The organism is Pseudomonas syringae group sp. 247E2, assembly GCF_032587795.1.
GTDB classification, from domain to species: domain Bacteria; phylum Pseudomonadota; class Gammaproteobacteria; order Pseudomonadales; family Pseudomonadaceae; genus Aquipseudomonas; species Aquipseudomonas amygdali.
The window spans coordinates 193,524-215,529 of sequence record NZ_JAWHPK010000011.1 but is presented as its reverse complement, the minus strand read 5'-3'; the positions used below and the strand labels follow the sequence as shown (position 1 = coordinate 215,529).

The 22,006-nt window shown below is 56.9% G+C and carries 18 protein-coding genes and 4 tRNA genes; 10 read left to right on the top strand and 12 right to left on the bottom strand.

The genetic code is table 11. The features are described 5' to 3' along the window. Positions 1–238: 238 nt before the first annotated feature. From RYC18_RS14120 to RYC18_RS14105, 4 genes are all read right to left on the bottom strand, one after another. On the bottom strand, positions 239–1,576 hold the full coding sequence (locus RYC18_RS14120) for a sigma-54 dependent transcriptional regulator (RefSeq protein ID WP_316886291.1): 1,338 nt from the start codon (positions 1,574–1,576) through the stop codon (positions 239–241). Positions 1,577–1,578: 2 nt separating this feature from the next. Beyond that, on the bottom strand, positions 1,579–3,171 hold the full coding sequence (locus RYC18_RS14115; RefSeq protein ID WP_316886290.1) for a sensor histidine kinase: 1,593 nt from the start codon (positions 3,169–3,171) through the stop codon (positions 1,579–1,581). Continuing rightward, positions 3,161–3,400: a PP0621 family protein gene (locus tag RYC18_RS14110; protein WP_002551997.1), complete on the bottom strand. Its 240-nt coding sequence runs from the start codon at positions 3,398–3,400 to the stop codon at positions 3,161–3,163. The genes RYC18_RS14115 and RYC18_RS14110 overlap by 11 nt, the downstream gene beginning before the upstream one ends. A 129-nt stretch (positions 3,401–3,529) precedes the next feature. Beyond that, positions 3,530–4,552, bottom strand: a complete 1,023-nt coding sequence (locus tag RYC18_RS14105; RefSeq protein WP_005733851.1) for an outer membrane protein assembly factor BamD — start codon at positions 4,550–4,552, stop codon at positions 3,530–3,532. A 149-nt stretch (positions 4,553–4,701) separates the two neighbouring features. Here RYC18_RS14105 and rluD point away from each other — a divergent pair, with 149 nt between their 5' ends. The 7 genes from rluD to RYC18_RS14070 all read left to right on the top strand — a co-directional run bounded on the left by rluD (position 4,702) and on the right by RYC18_RS14070 (position 9,856). Beyond that, positions 4,702–5,664: a 23S rRNA pseudouridine(1911/1915/1917) synthase RluD gene (rluD, locus tag RYC18_RS14100; RefSeq protein WP_002551999.1), complete on the top strand. Its 963-nt coding sequence runs from the start codon at positions 4,702–4,704 to the stop codon at positions 5,662–5,664. After that, positions 5,661–6,389: a peptidoglycan editing factor PgeF gene (pgeF, locus tag RYC18_RS14095; RefSeq protein ID WP_016981940.1), complete on the top strand. Its 729-nt coding sequence runs from the start codon at positions 5,661–5,663 to the stop codon at positions 6,387–6,389. The genes rluD and pgeF overlap by 4 nt, the downstream gene beginning before the upstream one ends. Positions 6,390–6,559: 170 nt before the next feature. Further along, positions 6,560–9,124 (top strand): ATP-dependent chaperone ClpB, encoded by a 2,565-nt coding sequence (gene clpB, locus RYC18_RS14090; protein WP_004663469.1) that lies wholly within the window; start codon positions 6,560–6,562, stop codon positions 9,122–9,124. 295 nt (positions 9,125–9,419) lie between these two features. Continuing rightward, positions 9,420–9,495: transfer RNA gene (locus RYC18_RS14085), tRNA-Asn, on the top strand. 29 nt (positions 9,496–9,524) lie between these two features. Further along, positions 9,525–9,601, top strand: a tRNA-Pro gene (locus RYC18_RS14080). A gap of 5 nt (positions 9,602–9,606) precedes the next feature. Next, positions 9,607–9,682, top strand: a tRNA-Lys gene (locus RYC18_RS14075). A 97-nt stretch (positions 9,683–9,779) separates the two neighbouring features. Continuing rightward, positions 9,780–9,856 (top strand) — tRNA-Pro (locus RYC18_RS14070). A gap of 327 nt (positions 9,857–10,183) precedes the next feature. On the opposite strand, the gene xerC is transcribed toward RYC18_RS14070, so the two are convergent. From xerC to RYC18_RS14055, 3 genes are all read right to left on the bottom strand, one after another. Next, on the bottom strand, positions 10,184–11,587 hold the full coding sequence (gene xerC, locus RYC18_RS14065) for a site-specific integrase (RefSeq protein WP_316886289.1): 1,404 nt from the start codon (positions 11,585–11,587) through the stop codon (positions 10,184–10,186). Further along, entirely contained in the window at positions 11,584–13,482 is a 1,899-nt protein-coding gene (gene mobH, locus RYC18_RS14060; protein WP_083181224.1) for a MobH family relaxase, read from the bottom strand. The genes xerC and mobH overlap by 4 nt, the downstream gene beginning before the upstream one ends. A 428-nt stretch (positions 13,483–13,910) precedes the next feature. After that, positions 13,911–14,603, bottom strand: a complete 693-nt coding sequence (locus RYC18_RS14055; protein ID WP_083181171.1) for an SOS response-associated peptidase — start codon at positions 14,601–14,603, stop codon at positions 13,911–13,913. Between the two features lie 112 nt (positions 14,604–14,715). Here RYC18_RS14055 and RYC18_RS14050 point away from each other — a divergent pair, with 112 nt between their 5' ends. The 3 genes from RYC18_RS14050 (at position 14,716) to RYC18_RS14040 (ending at position 17,026) form a co-directional block, all read left to right on the top strand. Next, positions 14,716–15,150: a LexA family protein gene (locus RYC18_RS14050; RefSeq protein ID WP_003318766.1), complete on the top strand. Its 435-nt coding sequence runs from the start codon at positions 14,716–14,718 to the stop codon at positions 15,148–15,150. Then, entirely contained in the window at positions 15,137–16,417 is a 1,281-nt protein-coding gene (gene umuC, locus RYC18_RS14045) for a translesion error-prone DNA polymerase V subunit UmuC (RefSeq protein WP_087677426.1), read from the top strand. The genes RYC18_RS14050 and umuC overlap by 14 nt, the downstream gene beginning before the upstream one ends. Positions 16,418–16,636: 219 nt before the next feature. Beyond that, entirely contained in the window at positions 16,637–17,026 is a 390-nt protein-coding gene (locus RYC18_RS14040; protein WP_020314295.1) for a DUF3742 family protein, read from the top strand. A 50-nt stretch (positions 17,027–17,076) separates the two neighbouring features. Here RYC18_RS14040 and RYC18_RS14035 read toward each other — a convergent pair whose 3' ends face one another. From RYC18_RS14035 to RYC18_RS14015, 5 genes are read right to left on the bottom strand one after another with little or no spacing between them, the layout of a single operon-like run. Next, positions 17,077–18,615 carry a conjugal transfer protein TraG N-terminal domain-containing protein gene (locus RYC18_RS14035; RefSeq protein ID WP_087677427.1) on the bottom strand — a complete coding sequence of 513 codons (1,539 nt, stop codon included), beginning with the start codon at positions 18,613–18,615 and terminating at the stop codon, positions 17,077–17,079. After that, entirely contained in the window at positions 18,612–18,986 is a 375-nt protein-coding gene (locus RYC18_RS14030; RefSeq protein ID WP_087677428.1) for a hypothetical protein, read from the bottom strand. The genes RYC18_RS14035 and RYC18_RS14030 overlap by 4 nt, the downstream gene beginning before the upstream one ends. Before the next feature lie 2 nt (positions 18,987–18,988). Further along, on the bottom strand, positions 18,989–20,380 hold the full coding sequence (locus RYC18_RS14025) for an integrating conjugative element protein (RefSeq protein WP_004409751.1): 1,392 nt from the start codon (positions 20,378–20,380) through the stop codon (positions 18,989–18,991). Next, positions 20,377–21,315, bottom strand: coding sequence for a TIGR03756 family integrating conjugative element protein (locus RYC18_RS14020; RefSeq protein WP_087672709.1), 939 nt, complete (start codon positions 21,313–21,315; stop codon positions 20,377–20,379). The genes RYC18_RS14025 and RYC18_RS14020 overlap by 4 nt, the downstream gene beginning before the upstream one ends. Next, positions 21,312–21,785: a TIGR03757 family integrating conjugative element protein gene (locus tag RYC18_RS14015; RefSeq protein ID WP_087677429.1), complete on the bottom strand. Its 474-nt coding sequence runs from the start codon at positions 21,783–21,785 to the stop codon at positions 21,312–21,314. The genes RYC18_RS14020 and RYC18_RS14015 overlap by 4 nt, the downstream gene beginning before the upstream one ends. Positions 21,786–22,006 lie beyond the last annotated feature (221 nt).

The window sequence follows — 22,006 nt, the reverse complement described above, 5'->3', positions numbered from 1 at the left end:
GCGTCCAGAAATGCATGCCGACGCGGAGCGTCGCACGATAGTGGAGATTATCGTTCCTTGCGCCCTAGCCCAGACACTTATCGTTCCTCACGCTCCAGCGTGGGAATGCCTTGCGTGACGCTCTGCGTCACAAATCTGCGCCGCGCCGCTTATTCAGGATAGGACGCAGAGCGTCCAGAAATGCATGCCGATGCGGAGCGTCGCACGATAGTCGGTCAGGCTGTGCCGTACGGAGCGCTCAATCCAGGCCCAGTTTCTTCAGCCGGTAACGCAGCGATCTGAAGGACAAGCTGAGCCTTTCTGCCGCTGCGGTACGGTTCCAGCGGGTTTCTTCCAGGGCCTGCAGAATGAGCTTGCGCTCGATGCTTTCCAGGTAGTCTTCAAGGTTGTCGATGTCGGCCAGGCTAGGACCGCTGTGCTCCTGGGGGCTGGCGGACTCTGCCAGGCGCAGATCGCTGGCGTGGATTTCATCGTTTTCACAGAGCGTGTAGGCGCGCTCCAGCATGTTTTCCAGTTCGCGCACGTTACCGGGGAATCGGTAGCTCTTCAGCGTGTCCAGCGCCTGCGCATTCAGGCGCGCCACCGGTTGCGTGCCATTGCCAGCAAGTCGCTTTAGAACACTGGCTGCCAGTTGATTGATGTCCTCGCGCCGTTCGCGCAATGAGGGGACGCGCACTTCGATCACGTTCAACCGGTAATACAGATCCTGACGGAAACGGCCTGCCGCAACCTCTGCATTAAGGTTCTTGTGCGTGGCGCACAGAATGCGTACGTCCACAATCTGTTCTTGCTGGCTGCCTACGCTGCGGATGGATTTTTCCTGGATGGCTCGCAACAGCTTTACCTGCATGGCCAGCGGTAGGTCGGCCACCTCGTCGAGAAACAGCGTCCCGGTATGTGCCGCCTGAAACAGACCAGGCTTGTCTTCGTGGGCACCGCTGAAACTGCCCTTGCGATGGCCAAAGAATTCACTCTCCATCAGCTCGGAAGGAATGGCCCCGCAATTCACCGGTATGAACGGTTTATCGATGCGCGGACCCTGCTCGTGGATGAGCCGCGCTACAAGCTCCTTGCCGCTGCCCGATTCGCCGCTGATGTAGATCGGCGCCTGGCTGCGGGCCAGCTTGCCGATCTGGTTGCGCAAGGTACGCATCGCCAGCGAGTCGCCCAGCAGGCGGCTGTCGATGCTGCGGGCTGGCTGGGCGCAAGGCAGGCTCAGCGCACTATTGACCAGTTCGCGCAGCCTGCCGAGGTCAACCGGCTTGGTCACAAAATCGAAAGCCCCGGCCTTGAGCGCATTAATCGCGGTGTCCAGGTTGCCGTGGGCAGTGATCATCGCCACTGGCACATGGGGGTAGCCGTGCTGAATATGCTGCACCAGCTCAAGGCCGTTGCCGTCGGGCAGACGCATGTCGGTCAGGCACATATCGAACGGCTCGCGGGCCAGCCAGTCGTGGGCCTCGGCAACATTGCGGGCGCATCGGGTGTCGAGTTTCATGCGCCCCAGAGTGATCTCCAGCAGTTCGCGGATATCCGGCTCGTCATCGACTATCAGGATTTTTTGCCGTTGGCTCATGCTCAGCTCGTTTTGAACGGGTGGGCGAAGGTTATGCGCAGACAACTGCCGCCACCTTGCCGCGGGACGTATTCCAGGTGCGCCTGATTGCTTTCGCACAGCTCGCGTGACAGATATAGACCAAGACCGGTGCCTTTGCTTTCCGTGGTGAAAAACGGCTCGAACAGCTTGGCCAAATGTTGCTCGCTGACCCCTGGCCCGTCGTCCTGCACTTCCAGAATCGGCAAGTCGCTTTGTTGGTCATGATGCAGCTTCAGCCAGACCTGCGCTGACGAATGATTTCTGCCGCTGTAGCGCAGGCCGTTCTGTAGCAGGTTGGTCATGATCTGGGTCAGTTGCCCTGAATCCATGCGGGTTGTCAGCGTGCCGGGACTGATTTCGACATGAACCGACTGTCCGGCCATGGCGGCGCTGCGAAACTCGGCAACAAAGTTTTCCAGCCAGGTTTTCAGGTCCAGCAGTTCGGGCTGCGCTTCGCGTCTGCGCGACAGTTGCAGAACATTTTCGATGACCCGATCAATACGCCCCGACTGGTCATGAATGATCTGCCCCAGTCGTCGGTCCGCTGCGCTGAGTTCTTCCGACTCGTTGAGCAACTGTGCGGCATGGCTGACTGCGCCCAGCGGGTTGCGTATCTCGTGGGCAATCCCGGCAGTCAGGCGTCCCAGCGCGGCGAGCTTGAGCTGCTGCGCCTGATGAGCAATTTGCGACAGGTCTTCAAGAAAGATCAGCGTCTGGCGCTGATCGCCACGATTGAGCGCGGCAAAGCTCGGTTGCAGCACCGGCCCGATGGGTGAAGTCGTGACGCTGCGCGGCACCATGATCGGGTTGACGAGCCACTGGCGCAGGCGTTCCACCAACTGCGGCGAGTAAGCGTCGATAACCTGGCCGACCAGTCGCTCGTGGCCCAGTAGGGTAAGGGCACCTTGATTGGCCAGCAGCACCTGACGGTTGGCATCCAGTACCAGAATGCCGGTACGCATGCGTTGCAGGATCAGCGCGTTGAGTTCTTCAAGGCTGTCGACATCCGCTGCACGCTGTTCGGCCAGCACTTCGCTGACCTGCATGCGCGCTGTCAGCGCCTGCACCAGCAGTGCGGCGGCGAAGCACAGGGCACCCAGAGAGCCGGCCTGCACGTAGTCGTTGGAAACCGACGGTGTACCGAAGCTGATATAGAACGTCAGGTAGATAATGCCGATGGCAGAAACGGCGGCGATCAGCAAACCGATACGGCCCCGCAGCAATACATTGCTGATTGCTACGGAAGCAATCAACAGATTGCCGATGCCGCTGGAAGGGCCACCCGCCGCGTAGAACAGCGCAGAGAGCATGATTGCGTCAGTCATTGCCAGACTGAAAAGCTGCGCCTGACGGCTGGGACGCTCCAGCAGCACGACGACCAGAATGTTGAACACCAGATACAGCCAGCAACCCGAGCGGAACAGGTTTGGATTGGCCAGTTGCAACAGTTCGGTTTCCAGACTGCTGGAAATCAGCAGGACCAGTACCACGCCGATGGTTAGCCGATAAAGGTGGTAAAGCCGCAGAATCCTTTGCGCCTGTGGGCTGGCAAGCGAGGGCGTGTCAGCGGTCACGTGCCGCAGGGCCTTCCAGGCGGTGTGCCTCGCTGCAATACCATTGCTGTGCCTGGCTCAGCGCGCGATCCTGAGGGAGATGAACGCCACAGTGTGCGCAGCGCACCATTGGGGTGGCCGCTATTTCAGGCGGCTCGGCACGGGACTTCGGCTTGGGGGGATTGATCAGGCGCTTGACGAACCAGATCACCGCCGCGATCAACGCGGCCCACATGAGTAAGCGAACCATGACTACCAGCTTAGTGATTGACGATGGCGCAGTGTAGCCAAGGTACAGTCAGGCGCACAGTGGCTGCGGCGCATAAATGTGCTGCATAAAAAAAGAGGCCCGAAGGCCTCTTTCTTAATGCCGTGAAGATCAGTCGAACAGACCCAGGGTCATGTAGCTGAACCACGAACGGCTCTTGGTGCCTTTCGCTTCGGCGTCTTTTTCCGCCTGCTCGTCCAGCTCTGCCTGATTTTCCGGCAACAGCTCTTTCGGAATGGCGTCCTTGGCGTCCTGATACTGCTTCTTGATGTCCTGATCGGCACGGGTCTGGCCCGGTGGCAGCGGTGCGCTACCGTCGATCAGACCAAGGGTCGCTTTCGACAGCCACGAGCGGTTGTCGGCTTCGGCCTGACGCGGGGTGAACTTGCCGTCAGCCAATTGCGGGTGGTTCGGGTAATTGGTTTTGAGCACTTCAAGGCTGGTGGCTGCCAGATCGTCGAGGTGCAGACGCTGATAGGACTCGACCATAACGGCCAGACCGTCACCTACCGATGGCGTCTCCTGGAAGTTTTCCACGACATAGCGGCCACGGTTGGCGGCGGCGACATAGGCCTGACGGGTCAGGTAGTAGTCGGCTACGTGAATTTCGTAGGAGGCCAGCAGGTTGCGCAGGTAGATCATGCGCTGCTTGGCATCCGGCGAATAGCGGCTGTTCGGGAAGCGGCTGGTCAGCTGAGCGAACTCGTTGAACGAGTCGCGGGCAGCGCCCGGGTCACGTTTGGTCTGGTCCAGCGGCAGGAAGCGCGCCAGCAGGCCGACGTCCTGATCGAAGGAGGTCAGGCCCTTCATGTAATACGCGTAATCGACGTTCGGGTGTTGCGGATGCAGACGGATGAAACGCTCGGCAGCGGATTTGGCTGCTTCGGGTTCACCGTTCTTGTAGTTCGAGTAGATCAACTCGAGCTGGGCCTGATCAGCGTAGCGACCGAACGGATAGCGTGATTCCAGTGCCTTGAGTTTCTCCGTGGCACTGTTATAGCTGTTATTTCCCAGGTCGGCCTGCGCCTGCTGGTACAGCTCGACTTCGCTGAGGTTTTCGTCGATGACTTCCTTCGACGAACAGGCCGCAGTCAATGCGAGGATGGCGATCAGCAGCAGGTGTTTCACTTGCATGGCGGCTTGCGTCCCTATAACGGCCTGCTGTCTTGGGCGGGGCCGTCCTGTTATGATGAGCGCCCCGCGATACCGGCGGGACAAAAGACGCCGTATTTAACCACAAGCGCGCTGCCGAAACCAAAGGCTAGCCGCCACCTAGTCTGGTCATGTCCGAAAATATAGAACTCCGCGCAGAGGTGCCGTCCGAATTGGGCGGTCAACGCCTCGATCAAGTCGCCGCACAATTATTCGCTGAGCACTCGCGCTCGCGCCTTTCCGCCTGGATCAAGGACGGCCGCCTGACTGTGGACGGAGGCGTATTGCGCCCCCGCGACATCGTGCATGGTGGCGCTGTTCTCGAGCTGATTGCCGAGCAGGAGGCCCAGGGTGAATGGGTTGCTCAGGACATCGAGCTCGACATCATCTATGAAGACGACCAGATCCTCGTCATCAACAAGCCTGCGGGTCTGGTGGTGCATCCGGCTGCCGGTCATGCCGACGGCACGCTGCTCAATGCCTTGCTGCACCATGTGCCGGACATCATCAATGTTCCGCGCGCCGGCATCGTGCATCGTCTGGACAAGGACACCACTGGTCTGATGGTGGTCGCCAAGACCATTCAGGCACAGACCCAACTGGTTACCCAGTTGCAGAGTCGCAGTGTCAGTCGTATCTACGAGTGCATCGTGATTGGCGTGGTGACCGCAGGCGGCAAGATCGACGCACCGATCGGCCGTCACGGCCAGCAGCGCCAGCGCATGGCCGTGATGGAAGGCGGCAAGCAGGCGGTCAGTCATTACCGCGTGCTGGAGCGCTTCCGTTCGCACACCCATGTACGGGTCAAGCTGGAAACCGGGCGTACCCACCAGATTCGCGTGCACATGGCGCATATCAACTATCCGTTGGTCGGCGACCCTGCCTATGGCGGTCGTTTCCGTATTCCGCCAGCGGCCAGCCTGACCATGGTCGATTCGCTCAAGACCTTCCCGCGGCAGGCGTTGCATGCCCGCTTTCTGGAGCTGGATCATCCGACCACCGGTAAGCGCATGAGCTGGGAGTCGCCACTGCCGGATGATTTCGTCTGGTTGCTGTCGCTGCTCAAGCAGGATCGCGAGGCGTTCATCGGGTGAATGACTGGCTGATACCTGACTGGCCTGCGCCAGCTCAGATCAAGTCGTGCGTCACCACCCGCTCGGGCGGGGTCAGTCTGGCCCCGTTCGACAGCCTCAATCTGGGCGATCACGTCGATGACAGCCCGCAGGCCGTGGCGACCAATCGCCAGCGCCTGACCTCCAGTCTCAAGGCTCAGCCCGCCTGGTTGAAGCAGGTGCATGGCGTAGACGTTGTACCTGCCGATCCATCCCGTGTCGTCGAGGCCGATGCCAGCTGGACGAGCACGCCAGGCGTGGCCTGCACCATCATGACCGCCGACTGCCTGCCCGCGCTGTTCTGTCGTCGCGACGGTACGCGTGTGGCTGCCGCGCATGCCGGATGGCGCGGACTGGCGGCCGGTGTGCTGGAAGCCACCGCCGACAGTTTTCAGTGCGCTCCTGAAGACATCATGGTCTGGCTGGGTCCGGCCATAGGCCAGCCGTCTTTCGAAGTCGGCCCCGAGGTGCGCGAGGCCTTTACCGCCAGCCACCCGCAGACAGTCGCTGCGTTTGTCGCCAGTTCGAATCCTGATCGTTTCATGGCCGACATCTACGCGCTCGCCCGGTTACGACTGGCAGCCCAAGGTATCTCTGCCGTGTACGGCGGCGGGCTGGATACCTTCACCGATCCGCGCTTCTTTTCCTACAGGCGTGCCGCGCGCACTGGCCGCTTCGCCTCGCTGATCTGGATTGATCACACCTGATTGCAGGCTCTTTTGCGCGGGCCAGCTAGGCTTGGCTGAACACACGTCTGATCTGTATCAACCACGGCACGCTTGAAACGCGCAGAATCGTCCGCATCTAACTGGCTATTCAGCAGGTTTTCGTTATAGGTGTGTTCATTGCTCCGGCCTGCATTAAAGGAAGGTGACTAATGCGTATCGACAGATTGACCAGCAAATTACAGTTAGCGTTATCCGATTCCCAGTCGCTGGCCGTTGGCCTCGACCATCCCGCCATCGAACCTGCGCACTTGATGCAGGCGCTGCTTGAGCAGCAGGGCGGTTCCATCAAGCCTCTGCTGTTGCAGGTAGGCTTCGACATCAACAGCTTGCGCAAGGAACTGAGCGCAGAGCTGGACCGACTGCCAAAAATCCAGAACCCCACTGGCGACGTCAACATGTCGCAGGATCTTGCGCGCCTGCTTAACCAGGCCGACCGTCTGGCGCAGCAGAAAGGCGACCAATTCATTTCCAGCGAGCTGGTGCTGCTCGCAGCAATGGACGAGAACAGCAAGCTCGGCAAATTGTTGCTGGGGCAGGGCGTCAGCAAGAAAGCCCTGGAAAACGCCATCAACAACCTGCGCGGCGAAGGTGCCGTGAATGACCCTAACGTTGAAGAGTCGCGTCAGGCGCTGGACAAGTACACCGTTGACCTGACCAAGCGTGCCGAAGAGGGCAAGCTCGACCCGGTGATCGGTCGTGATGACGAGATTCGTCGCACCATTCAGGTCCTGCAGCGCCGCACCAAGAACAACCCGGTGCTGATCGGCGAACCTGGCGTGGGTAAGACCGCCATTGCCGAGGGCCTGGCGCAGCGCATCATCAATGGTGAAGTGCCCGATGGCCTGCGCGGCAAGCGCTTGCTGTCGCTGGACATGGGCGCGCTGATCGCCGGTGCCAAGTACCGTGGTGAGTTCGAAGAGCGCCTGAAATCGCTGCTCAACGAACTGTCCAAGCAGGAAGGCCAGATCATCCTGTTTATCGACGAACTGCACACCATGGTCGGCGCCGGCAAAGGCGAAGGCTCGATGGACGCTGGCAATATGCTCAAGCCTGCGCTGGCTCGCGGCGAGCTGCATTGTGTCGGTGCCACCACGCTCAACGAGTACCGCCAATATATAGAGAAGGACGCTGCGCTTGAGCGTCGTTTCCAGAAAGTGCTGGTGGACGAGCCGAGCGAAGAAGACACCATCGCAATCCTGCGTGGCCTGAAAGAGCGCTATGAAGTGCACCACAAGGTCGCCATTACTGACGGTGCGATCATCGCCGCGGCCAAGCTGAGCCATCGCTATATCACCGATCGCCAGTTGCCTGACAAGGCCATCGACCTGATCGACGAAGCGGCCAGCCGCATTCGTATGGAGATCGACTCCAAGCCTGAAGTGCTTGATCGTCTTGAGCGTCGCCTGATCCAGCTGAAAGTGGAAGCTCAGGCGCTCAAGAAGGAAAAGGATGAAGCGGCTATCAAGCGCTTGGAAAAACTCCAGGAAGAAGTGGTGCGCCTTGAGAAGGAATACGCCGATCTCGAAGAAATCTGGACCTCGGAAAAAGCTGAAGTAACGGGCTCTGCACAGATCCAGCAGAAAATAGAGCAGTCCCGTCAGGAACTGGAAGCGGCGCGTCGTCGTGGCGACCTGAACCGCATGGCCGAGTTGCAGTACGGGATCATTCCGGACCTGGAACGTAGCTTGCAAATGGTCGATCAGCACGGCAAACCCGAGAACCAATTGCTGCGCAGCAAAGTGACCGAGGAAGAAATTGCCGAAGTCGTGTCAAAGTGGACCGGTATTCCCGTGTCGAAAATGCTGGAAGGCGAGCGCGAGAAGCTGTTGCGCATGGAAACCCTGCTGCACAACCGGGTAATCGGTCAGGAAGAAGCGGTGGTCGCGGTCTCCAATGCCGTACGTCGTTCGCGTGCAGGGCTTTCCGACCCGAATCGTCCAAGCGGTTCGTTCATGTTCCTCGGTCCGACCGGTGTGGGTAAGACCGAACTCTGCAAGGCGCTTGCCGAATTCCTGTTCGATACCGAAGAGGCGATGGTGCGTATCGATATGTCCGAGTTCATGGAGAAACATTCCGTGGCTCGTCTGATCGGCGCACCACCGGGCTATGTCGGTTACGAAGAGGGCGGCTACCTGACCGAAGCTGTGCGTCGCAAGCCGTACTCGCTGATCCTGCTCGATGAGGTCGAGAAGGCACATTCCGACGTGTTCAACATCCTGTTGCAGGTGCTTGAAGACGGGCGCCTGACTGACAGCCACGGGCGGACGGTGGACTTCCGCAATACCGTGATCGTCATGACCTCCAACCTGGGCTCGGCCCAGATCCAGGAACTGGTCGGTGATCGTGAGGCGCAACGTGCTGCGGTGATGGATGCGGTGGGTACGCACTTCCGCCCGGAATTTGTGAACAGGATCGACGAAGTGGTGATCTTCGAACCGCTGGCGCGTGACCAGATCGCCGGTATCACCGATATCCAGCTGGGCCGCCTGCGCAAGCGTCTGGCCGAACGCGAGCTGGCGCTGACCCTGAGCCCCGAGGCGCTAGACAAGCTGATTGCCGTCGGTTACGACCCGGTCTATGGAGCACGGCCGCTGAAGCGGGCGATCCAGCGCTGGATCGAGAACCCGCTGGCACAGATGATCCTCTCGGGCAGCTTCATGCCCGGTACCACCATTACCGGCAAGGTGGTCGACGACGAGATCGTGTTTGCCTGATAGCGCTCGCCAGCTCTATATAGAGGGCCCTCTCGCCGAGGGCCTTTTTTCTGAGGATGCTGCCAGCAGTAAAATCGGGCCTGAAAGGGGATCTGGGAAAAAATCGCAAATCATTGTCTTAAAAAGCAATTTATAGGGTTGACAGGTGTTTTTAAAATTGTAGAATAGCGCGCCTCAGAGACGTGAACGCAACGATACAAACGAAGCGCAAAGGTCGATGAGATTGAAATCAACGAGTTAACAGCACGCTGGTTTCAAGGCAACAGGTTGTAAAGTTGAATCTGAAATCGATAGTTCCGCGATAGCTCAGTTGGTAGAGCAAGTGACTGTTAATCACTGGGTCCCTGGTTCGAGTCCAGGTCGTGGAGCCAGATTTCGCAAGATTCAATGCAGTTTCAGTCGGGGTATAGCGCAGTCCGGTAGCGCGCCTGCTTTGGGAGCAGGATGTCAGGAGTTCGAATCCCCTTACCCCGACCATATTTGGGTCGTTAGCTCAGTTGGTAGAGCAGTTGGCTTTTAACCAATTGGTCGTAGGTTCGAATCCCACACGACCCACCATTTTTGGTTCCTTTGTATCTGGCTGGATCTTAGGGAGTGACGCCACAAGCGTCACCCAAATAGAAAACGCCTCCTCGGAGGTGTTTTTTAGATTTACCGGGGTATAGCGCAGTCCGGTAGCGCGCCTGCTTTGGGAGCAGGATGTCAGGAGTTCGAATCCCCTTACCCCGACCAAACACTGTTGTGGCTGTATCTTTAGGACCTTGATGGGTGTTCATGTCTCAGTTTGAGGCAGGCTTTACCGTATGAGGGGTCTTATACCCAAACAAGCAGCCGTCTGTCGCGAAACATAGCGCCAGCAAGCTGTGATGTCAAATTGGAGCGCCCCGTACCGAGCGAAAGCTTGTGTACGGGGCGTTTTTTTTGGCAAAAAATGCTGTGCTGCGCGTGTATCGGCCCATATGAAGCAGTCATTAGGCCTGATAACTAAATAATCGGCATCGCGATGCATCTGCTGATAATGGCAGATTGAGTATTTTTACAAGTATCCAACGCAAGTGATCAGCCTGACCTGCCGATCCATCCGGCCAATTCCAGCATTTCAGGGCGTAGATGCCGAGCATCCTGGCTTGGGACAGGTCTTTCCTCGATTACTGGTTCAGCACCAATTCCTCCGCCGGCAATGTTGTTCTGTACCCACCTGGTGAGTTCCCCCAAGCTTCTCAACAGATCTTCTGGACTGGAGCAGCCTAACGGTAGCTGGCTGACTGCGGTGTCGCGGTCACTAGAGGGTGAGGGCGTCTCGTCGCGGTTCACTGTCCTGGTATCTTGAGCAGTTGATGGGCACATGGTCGAGACCGGTGTAGGCAGTGCGCGGGGCCTAGCCAAGGCCTGGCCGACTGAGCTTTCGGCTTCTGCAGTTGTTTCGCGAGTCGTAGTCGATGCAGTCAAGTCCTTAACTGGAGCAGATATTGATCGGTGTCTATCAGCACGCAGCGTCGCATCCGGTTTTGCCATGTAGCTGATTTTGGCCGGCCGCTTTCCTCGTTCGTTCATCACCTCCCGCATCATGTCGTAGTCGGGTTCGATGTAATCCATCGTGGTAGCTATATTCGAGTGGTTCAGCAATTTCTTGGTCAGATAGATGTTGCGCTCCGGTAGCGTCATTAGCTCACTGGCGATCGTGTGTCGGAAGCGGTGAGGCGTCATCCGTACACCGGTCATCGCAGTGAGTTTTTTATACATCGCCTCGACTTGGTTGGAGTTCATCTCATGGCGGCGGTAGTGGCCTGAAAATCTGTTTACGTTGAACAACTGGTCACCCGGCTGGAACCTCAAGGCCTTCGCTGCTTGCATAAGTGTTTCTATCTGAGCCATCAGGCCGTCCGGGATAGGAATCAGGAACTCACGATGAGTCTTCTCCGTTTCGCCTCTGACTCTGATCAGCCGGTCGCGCAGGTATACATCCGCATATCTCAGGCATAGCAGCGCGTTGAGCCTGATCCCCGTGTAGTAGAACGTTTCGAACACGCTCAGCCAGAACCAGGCAGGTGTAATTTCTGTCCGTTTCGCGGTGGCACGCTCCTCTGCGGTCAGCATCCTCAGCCAGTTACGAGCGCGGACGCTTGCGTCGTTCGCAACTGTCTTTTTTGGGCGCTTGGGCGGCATCACACGCGTGTTTTTAAGTGGGTTAACAACCAGCTCCAGCAGACCGTGCTCGATTGCATAGCCGTAGATGGTGCGCAAATGGCTGGAGTACGTGTTCCAGCTGCGCTTGGAGATCCGCTCGAGCTCAGACCTGCGCCAGTCAAGCATGTCTCGGTGGGTCGTCTCACAGGCAAGGCAGTCGCCGAAGAATCTGACGTAGGATTTTGTGGCAGCCCAATAGATCTTGACGGTGTCGGGCCTAAGGTCATGAGTGAGTATGTATTCCTGGGTCAGTTCCGGAAGCGTCATCGGTTTCATTCAGATGTGTCCTTGTCTACCAATTCTGCCAAGCTGATGACCGGGTTGTCATAGGGCACCTCGCTGAAAACGTCGTTAGGCTCTATGAGCAGATAGCCCCGCAGTTGCTTGCTTTTTCGTGGTCCTTTGACCAGGCATGTCCAGATGTTCAGGCCTGCGCCAGTCTTGCGATGTTTTTTCAGCTTCTCAAAAGAACGCTGAACGACCTGCCAAGCTTCCAGATCCCGCTCTTTAGCTTCACGCTCTATGCCCGGGTGCTCAAGTGCGTAACGTTTGAATATGTCCGGGCTCACCAGGAACGCAGTGCCATCCACGGTATGCACACGTGCCTTGGCGTCATTGATGATGATCCTGTGGGAGATCACGCCCCCCTTCAGCCAGGTGAGGAAGTTCAAGCCGTGGCTTGAGCTACCTTCCGGCAAGACTTTTGCCGGCTCTTCGACTGGGGCTGTGTGGTTCTCTGCCTTGTTACCCACAAGCTGCCGAGGTTGGCTAAGATTGGTAGGTGCCGGAGGAGGGGGCAAAAACGGAATCTGATCGTCATCGCCTACCTGCTCGGGTGCTGGTTGAGTCGGTGCTGTCGCTACCGGGTCCGGGAACAGATCGAGCAGCTCGTCCAGCGCATCAAAATCTTTTGCTGCAGGAGGTGCTTGCTGAGGTGCAGGGCGCACTGCTGATGCCGCAGGCGTATTTTTGCTGTTCACCGGTTGAGATTCGTCGCCTCCAGCAGGAACTTGCTCGTTGTCATCCGCCATTGGTGCAGATTCCACGGTCAGCGTACCGGTATACGTCTCAGGTCTATCAGTGGTGTTTGGCCAGATCAGTGCCGGCGCTATTTTCAGCACTGTGAACGTGTTCTTCCAGCCACGACCATTGTCGATGCTGGCCTTCCAAATGGCTTTTCCCTCTCCGTTGGGCTGAATGATCGCTTGATCCTGGAGCAGATTGAACATTGGGGCGTTGGACGAGGGGATGTGTTCGATACCCTGAGACAGCAGAAGTGCTCTGAGCTGATCTACAGCTGGCTTGCTGACAAGCCACAAGCCTTCCTGAGTCAGCCATCCGTCTGAGGGACCGTCTGGCTGATTCAACTTGAATTTATCCGCCACGAGCATCCTCAGGCCTTCAGCCAGCTGCCTTTGGATAGACTGCTTGGGCGCTGACATAGCTCGGCCAGGATTGCCTCCGAGTTCCTGTGCCACGGATGCCTGGTCAGCTTGGGAGACAATTTCACCAAGGATATCGGCATGCTCATACTGACCTGCGAACGCGAACACGAGTTGAGACCAGAGCTCGGGAAACCCGCTGAGCCAGTCCAATGCCTTCGCCGGAATCACATTGGAGTAGATCAGCGACGAAGCTGCTCCATGCAACCGATAGTCTCGACCTTTCACGTACTTGAATCGGTATGGCTGATCCAGAGGCCCGTGCCATGGATGCCAGATAGTGCCATCTGCGAGTTCAACCTTGACGTCTACCGCAATCTTTCCCAGGTCGTGGACGAGCGCACCATAGGCCGATGCTGCAGACCATGCTTCTGACTGAGCCGCTTGCGACTCGGGCGGCGCTCCGATGGGGAGCAGATACATTTGCCGTATCTTAAGTGCGTAGGCGACGATTTCGAGACCGTGATCCAGCATGCCACCATGATATGCATGGTGATGATTCTCAGAGGCTGGGAGATGCTGCACCAAGGCTGCGTAGCTCTTGAATGCCTGCATGTAAAGCGTCTCGAACTGCTCACGGGGCAGAGAGGTCCGCTGCCAGATGTTTTCAATCAACTGGCGCCGTCGGGAAGTCGACAGCAACGCGTCGGGAGATTCTGGTTTGAAAAAGCCTGCAGCAGCATTGGACGAGATCGGAGACGCTTTTCTTCGCGTGAAGAAACTAAGCATTTAGGCACCCATGATGAAGTCATTGGTGGGCCTTTTGCTTTATATGGCTCAGCGTGACAAGTCGAAACCTATATCCATCCTGGAAAGGTTATATACATAAGCCGTCACTCGATTGGCTGGGATCCAAACAGTGACAGAATCGGATGTTGCCACGCTTGCGTAAAAAAATGTAGCCTCCAAGTGACTGTTAAGTAACATTTTTTGTAAATTTCATTTTTATTGAGGACGCCTTTCGAACCCTTTCGGCATCCATTTCCGGCGGACTCGCCGGCCCTTTCGGGTAAGGCACTTACCCTTATTCCCCCATTCCATTCAAACCCTTCGCTTTGCCATTTGCTTCAGCCCATTTCGCCCTTTCGGTGCGGACTACCGGGGGCAGACGAATACGGACAGCCGTTGGTCGGGTCGAAGTCAAAGGCGTGGGGCAGTCAAAGCTCAACGGGCTGGATGAGCTCCGGTCCTTGATTCCGCACGTTCCCCACTGCGCGATCAACCGGGAACCATTCAAAATCGTCAACAATCCTGCAGTGCTCTTTTGCCAACGCTTCGGCTTTCTGCGGTGTAGTTTCGGAATCAAGCCATGCCCGCGCATCTTCTGCCGTCAGTACCACCGGGCGGCGATCATGAATGTCCACCATTCCCGAGTCGCTTGCCGACGTGATGATGACAAACCCGTCGCCATCATGCGGCTCAAGCCCTCTGTGGACCTGGGCCAATGCCGCGAAGAACATAGGCTTTTTACTCTTGAGACGGATGAAGTAGGGCTGCTTTTTCTTGGGGTCATCCGGGTCCTTCACCCATTCAAACCAACCGTTCGCTGGGGCAACTGCCCGTCCGGTAGGCCAGAGCTCTTTGAAGAACTTTCCCGTCATTACGGTTTCGACTCGAGCGTTGATTGGGGCTGGTCGTTTGCCTTTCGCCCAGAAAGGCTCCCACCCCCACCGAACCTTGTCGACACTCAGACCCCCCTCGGTGGGACGGATGATCTCAACCCGAGTGCTAGGAGCCACGTTGTAGCGCTCTATGGGCAGGAGGTCGTACCCATTGATCACGATCTGCTCTGGGGCAAGCTCCTTGAGGTAGTGGTCCATGGATTCGTAGATCGAGTAGCGTCCGCACATGATGTCACCCCAATGTCACTCGTCGAAAATGCCTTTCAGTACGATTGACCGCGCGCGGGCCAAAGAGTTAACTGTATATCTATACAGCTAACTTTATAGAAAGGTCTTCATCATGAGCGTAGTCATTCTTGGTCCGTTGTCTGAAGGGGGTATCAAGCTACCGCTCTACTCATTTCAGGTGCCAGCTGGATTTGCTTCTCCCGCTGTCGATTACATCGAGAAGCACGTGTCCCTAGACGAACTGGCCGAGGTACGGGCACCGCATGTCTACCTGGCGAAAATTCTCGGAGACAGCATGATTGGGGCAGGTATTTTTGATAAGGATTTGATCGTCGTTGATCGCAGTCGCACTGCCGAGCATGGAGAGATCGTTGTGGCAGCGCTTAATAATTCGGAACCGATTTGCAAGCGGCTCTTCATGATGGATGGGGTTGTCAAACTTCAATCCGAAAATAGTGCCTACCCGTCCAAGCACATCCTGGAGGGTGACAACCTCGTCATCTGGGGCGTAGTGAACTACAGCATGCGCCGTCATGGAAAAGCATGAGGCTGTCTTCGCGCTTATCGATTGCAATTGCTTCTATGCCAGCTGCGAGCGTGTTTTTCGTCCAGATCTGGAGAAAACGCCCATCGTGGTACTCAGCAATAACGACGGTTGCGTCATCGCCCGTAGCTACGACGCCAAGCCATTTGTGAAAATGGGGGCTCCCTATTTTCAGATCAAAGAGGTGTTGCGCCGCCACGGCATAAAGGTGTTCAGCAGCAACTACGCGCTCTATGGCGACATGAGCGAGCGTGTCATGTCGATCATCGAGTCGATGGTGCCAGCCTCCGAGGTCTACAGCATCGATGAGGCGTTTGCAGACCTCACCGGGGTCACTGGCGATCTCACAGCGTTCGGTCGACGCATCCGGGCGAACATTCTTAAATGCACTGGCATTCCTGTTGGTGTGGGTATCGGTCCTACGAAAACGCTCGCCAAGCTGGCAAACCACACTGCTAAGCGACTGCTATCCCATACAGGCGGTGTTGTAGACATTTGCGACCTGCATAACCGCAACTGGGTACTGCGTAATACGGCGGTCTCAGAGGTCTGGGGGGTAGGGAAGAAGATGAATGCCCACCTGGAGGCTATGAACATCCGCACCGCAATGGACCTTGCAACCGCCGACCCGCGTACTCTGCGCGACCGGTTCAGCGTGGTCATTGAAAAGACCGCACGTGAGCTGGCAGGTACTTCGTGCCTGGAGCTGGGCGAAGCTGCACCACCCAAGCAGGAGATATGTTGCAGCCGAATGTTCGGAAAACGGCTAACCACCATTCAGCCTATCAAAGAGGCGGTGGCCACCTACACTCAGCGTGCGGCCGAGAAGCTCCGTTCTCAAAACTCGCTGTGCAAGAAGATCCGCGTCAGCATCCGTACCGGCATGTTCAATCCGGAAGAAGCCAAGTACGCCAACGGCGCTTTGGTTGAATTGCCATACCCCACCAACGACGTGCGCTTGATGACCAGGGCGGCGACTGAGGCAGTGAATCGTTTGTTTCGACCGGGGTTCAAGTACAGCAAAGCTGAGGTTCTGTTGCTGGATCTGAGACAGCCTGGCGAATTTACGGATGACATGTTCGCTGCTTCGCAGCCGGCATCTTCGGAGAAGGTCATGGGAGTCCTGGACGAGATCAATACACGCTGGGGCAGAGGGACTTTACGAGCTGGGAGTGTTCCTTCCAATCCAGAGTGGGCTATGCGTCGCGAGCTGATGAGTCAAAGTTATACGACCAGGCTCGATCAGTTGTGGGAGGTGAAAAGTGTGTAGCAGCTCTGGAATGGTAGGGATGGAAGCGCGGACGCACTTGGATTAATGGAACAGTATTTCATTTGAAAACACTGTCGTACCGAAGCGTTATACGGTCTGAAACAGTCGGCCGGCTGTTCGTCGGAAGGTTGATTTCTAAGGGAAAGTAGGTTGAATATGTGAGTTTATAGGTCTATAAATGATGTCAGAACGACATGTTGATTGAGTCACGAGGTGGCTATGAGCACAGTTAAAGTACAAGGCAGCGCTGCAATGCGGATCGGGCAGGGCCTGGGCCGTGGTGTGGCTGCAGTTTTGCGCCTGGAAAAAGCTTTGTGGTCATCGCTGGGCCGTGCCGGTATACCTGCACTTATTGTGACCGCTGTGAAGTGGAGTGCTCGGGTGGCTGTCCTCGGTGCTGGAGCGCTGCTCGCAACTTGGGGCTTGCTACAGCTTCTTGGATTGCTTGCCATCATCGCGATCGGAATCGGCATCTTTAGCAGCCCTTCGATTCAGCAGGGATCGCAGAGCGTCGACTTTGACTTGGATGCCAACAAGGCAACGAAGATCGAAGTCCGTGAAGGCTTGGATGGTTATGGGACTTATGTTGGTAGCCATCGGGTCGAGTAAGTGCGCCAGGTAGCTGTTTCAAACCAGTACCTGGCACATTACGTAGTTGGTCAGATCTTCCCTTTGGCTACTGACATAGCCAACTGTCCACCTTTCCCTCCAGCGTCCTGAGCCGCGCTAGTGCCAGTAGCCAATCCGCTCATCAAACTTCCTAGTTTCGCCCCACTCCAGCCCAACGCTACTATCCAAAAGCTGGGGAGCACGATGAACATCGCTCCCATCACGAAGTCCAGCAGCAGATCTCCTTGCGCATTGCTCGCTCCAAATACCGGGTCAAAATTGGTGTGAGGAACATTGCTGCCGATCCCGTTGCCGTAGAGGGCATCGAGAATCGTACTGTCTACCCATCGTGCGAGCTGGAACCAGAAGTCCACGAAAATCAAGGCAAATGCTGCGAAAGTCACCGTCATCACGACTTTCAAGTCGAACGCCCCGATCACCAGTACAAACGGAATGCAAATGATGAGAGCCATCTTTAGGAAGGCCATCACCATGGGCGCTGCTTGTCTTACACTGTCCATGGCTGGATACATCACAAGAGATCCTGCTGCCTGACCAGCTGTAGCTGCAAGGCGTGTAAAGTCATTTAGCACAGAGCCACCGACTTGACCGCCATAGTCTGAATAAACCTGACCCTGGGTCAGTTGCTGCTTCCTCGGAGAGACCAGATCCCGGATGACCGAGTCGCTCACTTCGGTCTGGGTCATGAATTTTGCCCACTGAGCAAGCTTGCTCAGCAGATCTGGACTGACCTGTGCCAGCAGCCTGGCTCTGAGCCCGACGCTTCCATCCGACCACCATTGAGTGCATGTAGGAAACCCACCACCACCAGTGGTTTGTGGCAGGCCCGCGTCCCGGGTTGCGTCATAGGGCCATTTGGTTCGGGGAGTGTGTGATCTGAACCCAGAGAAACCATCGCTGTAATAGCCGGATGTTTGCAGGAAGAAGTGCGAACCGATCCAGTTGACGTCGTTGAGTTGATCATTGCTAAGGGTAGGCTGGGTCATGAACAGCTTTGCGCGCGCACGTGCGTAGCAATCGTTCGTGAAGTCAGCGACCTCCTGGGCAAGCAGCGGATCGTTGATGCGGGCCTTGTTGACGTCCATCCGGACCTGTTGCAAATCCACTCCACAGGGAATAGCTGCGACTGAGGCCGCAGTTGCTGCCTTGGACATCGCATGCACAAACAGCCACCAGACGGGCACTGTGGCGCTTTTACCGTTCAGCGTACTGAAGGATGTTTCCCAGCCTGTATCAGTCGGATTGGGTATTGAGTATTGGCATTGCTCTGAGCGGCTTCGGTCGAACTGGATGGTATCAATGCTGACGTTCACCAGAGGCATACAGGCAAGAATGATCACGAGGATTGCCGTGTAGAACCGGTTTTCTACTCGGGCCAATGAGAGGACGCCCTTGTTGCCCTCATCAGCTCCCTCACCGCGGGCTCTGAGCCATTCGCTGATGACAATGGCGGCAAAGGGCGCTGCGAAGAGTCCGCTGTCCTCGATCATGTTCCAGATGCCGCCGTTTATGAGCCATCCGACCAACGTCAGGTAATACTCAAGGTAATCATTCGTGTGCAAGATCATGGCAGGTCAACTCCCGCTACAGTGGCGGCGCGCCGAAGCTCGAAAAGGAGAATGACGAAGATGGCCATGACCTCGCAGCGACGAAGTCCCGAGGGGAATAGGTTTGTTTCTGATGCTCGCTGTTTAAGGGTGCGCCTTAGCCTGTACCAGCCGAGCCCTATCGCCGCATAAAGCGACAGCCGCCAGGCCAGCATGTAGTTGTAGTGCGCTTTTTGCCATTCCCTGAACTGCTCAATATCTCCAAAGAAATGTACGATGGCCGTCATGAAAATCAAAGCCAGAACAATGGTCAGCAAGACCGGCCAGGTGAACGATACAAGCGCCTTTGCGCCCCTACGTAGCCATCCCTTGGCAACCGGCAATGAACTCATGATCAGTTACCTTTCGCAGGGTTCTGCAGCTGATCGAGGCGGTCTGGCGTTGGATCTCCTTGAAAGATGCCTTTGGAGCTGTCCTTCCGGCTCTGAGCCCTCTGTAGGATGGCTGTCGGTGAGTTGCTGGCCAAGCTGCGACGCATATCCAACTCGGTCTTGAGGTTGTCAATTTCCTGTTGCAGGCTGCTGTTCTGCTGACTGACCGCCTGCAGGGCCACATCGTTGGCGGCAATGTTCGGTTCTTTGCTGCCGGTGAACATAGTGCGCTGAAGCAGTAGCGCTTTGCCGAGAACCTCAGATAACGCTACCTCTGAAGCAAGACGTTTTGCGAGAATGTCCTGGTCATGCTCAGTCCTGAGTGCCTCGACCACTCCACGGGTAACAGGCAGAGAATCGCTGCTCGCTGCAGTCAAGTTTTCTGAGGTGAGGGCCTTGCTGCCCGAGATCAATTCCTGCAGCGCCTTGAGCTTGGAGTCGTAGGATTCCTGTATGAGTGGTGTGAGGCCAACGCCGGCAGTGGAGGTTGTTTTGGTGCAATCCTCACAAGTGCGTTGTTGTTGCTCTCCCAGTACCCGGTTGGCGAACGTGGTAGCTGCCTGAGGCGAGGACCAGGTGGAACACACCATGCCGTTGTTGCAGGCCGAAGGACTAATGGACGATGTATCGGCAGCGCCGCGTCCGTTCAGCAAGTTGTATCCCGCTCGGGTAACGTCGCCTACGACCTTGATAGGTTGCTGGCCAGATCCGCCGGCCTTATTCCCTCCGAGCCACGTAATACCGTCATTCCCTCCCTGCTTTTCGACCTGTGCAACGGCTGAGACAGCATCTGTGTTCCCGTTTTTCACCGCCTGACTCATAGCCTGGCCCTCGGCGATCTTGTTCCAGCCCATCTGTCCTCCGGCGACGTCGAGCATCTTGTCAGCAATGGCACGGCAAGTGCCTTTGGAGCGGTCGAAGTCAAGACGACCCTGCAGAATGCCGTTGGTAAGCAGGTTGTACAAAGCCGGGTTAGCCCGCTGGATAATCAGTCCTGGTAGTGATGAGACGGCGCTGGTAGCGTTTGAGATCATCGACCCCATGATCGTCTGAAATCCGGAAGTTGCTCCATTCAACTGATTCTGGAGCGTGTTGTTCATGCTCATGTTTCCGCAGACTAGGTTGCTGTTCCAGCCACCGCCGATGCTGATGCTATCCATATTCCCCGCCGTACCCATCGTCACAGCGTTGCCGCCTCCAACGCTGTAGAGCACGTCGTCACCGATCACGCTGCCCGATGAGCTTGCATTGATTCCCGGGATTTCGGCGAGAGCACTATGGGCTGTCAGGGTGCTCATGAATGCAATAGTCAGAAAGGCAGCGCGGCGCATAGTTGAAGTCCTCTTGATCATCATTGAAAGTCCGTACTGCCAAGAAAGGTTTGTCCTTCCCGCTTGCAGCAGGAATACGGGCGCCATAACGCCCAGGCGTAACCACCATCGGTCGCCTGCACACGGGGCTGGGGGTTTGGAAATACCGCGCAGCTTTGACTGAGGGTCGGCGTGAGCTCTTGCCACTTACCGGTGGTGGCGTCGGTCTCGATCAATTCTCCTGCCGGCCAGTAGCCTGGCTGCGGCTGTGCCAGAAGCGGTTGATAGACATGAACCTGACCGCTGCGAGTGACCACGTCACCTGCACGCTGCGCTATCACGGATGCCGCCTTGTAATCGTCGGCTTGATGGATAAAACCACTGCGAGGGTAGACGCTTCCCCACATGTCCCCCGACGTCAGACCACCCACCTCTCGACGGCCGGGAATCAGTGCTTCTGGATACACAGATTCTGGAACGCCGTAACGCCAGGCGACGGTGTCCAAGGTGCTCAGCAGGTAGGGCATATAGGGCGTTGCAGCGCCTTGACAGGCATAGCCCGAGGCGCTGGCAAACTTACTGAATGTTGCACCCCCGGGGTGGCCTATGACGTCAGCGTTTTTGAATTTAGCCAGGCTATTCTCGTTATTATGATTAGTGGTTCCGTCACCGCCATCCTGGGCGAATGAAGTGGGTGAGCTCAACGAAGAGACCTCCACCCAAGGGTTTTCACCGGTATTCGAGTAGCTTGAGACCACGGCGTCTGGAACGAAGTGACGAACCTTGGTCGACGTCTTCACCTTGCATCCAAACGGAGTGCAAAGCAGCCAGTAGCAGATCCCGACCACCTTGTATTCCAGGCAGTCAGGTGACAGGGTTGAGGCGACCAGGGTGGCAGATGTCACCGTGCCCGCTGCTGCCGGCCAGGTTGTGATCGACAGTGCCAGGGCTGCCCATGCTGGAGGCTTTGGCAAGTTCATCGCGGTGCCTCCCCCCGGCCAGTTGCATTTTGGTATTTGGCGGTGGCGCGCCACTGGGCAATGCGATATTCAGCGGCCGTAGCGTTGGTTTCCCCGTACACAACAAACTTGCGGTCGACCACCACTGCAGGGACCTTCGTTACCCCCATGCTCCAGGCGTCTACGAGGTTTTGTTGAGCCAAAGCCAGATCTCGTTGCAAGCGCTGCGCATCGCTGCTCATGAGGCGTTGCTGCATGATCGCGATGGCTTGTTGCTGGTTCGCTGGCAGTCCTTCCGACAGCTTGGCTTCGAGCCGTTCGGATTCGTCGAGGAGGATCAGCCGGACATGTGCCGGTGCCTGAACTGGGTGGTTCCGGTCGGTAACGATCCACGTCTCCGCGTTCGTGAGGGGGACCTGTATGGCCGCAATCAAGATCAGTAAGGCCATGCGGTTCTTGCCGCTGAGGCGGTAGGGGCTGGAGGGTGGCATTAGGCAGTACCTGCAAGTGGTGTCAGGTACAGAAAACGCGACTAATGAACTGTCGTCAGTAGGAAACCGTTATCGGGACGGTTGGGGTTTGGTGGCGCCTGTCTGGACCGTGAGCCTGCCATCGAGCAGCAGGCGCGGTAGTGGTGTCGGTAAACAGTGCAGCAAGCGGGCCTGCAAGCTTACGATCGAGCTTTTGCTGCGAGCCGGTTATCATGGTGGAG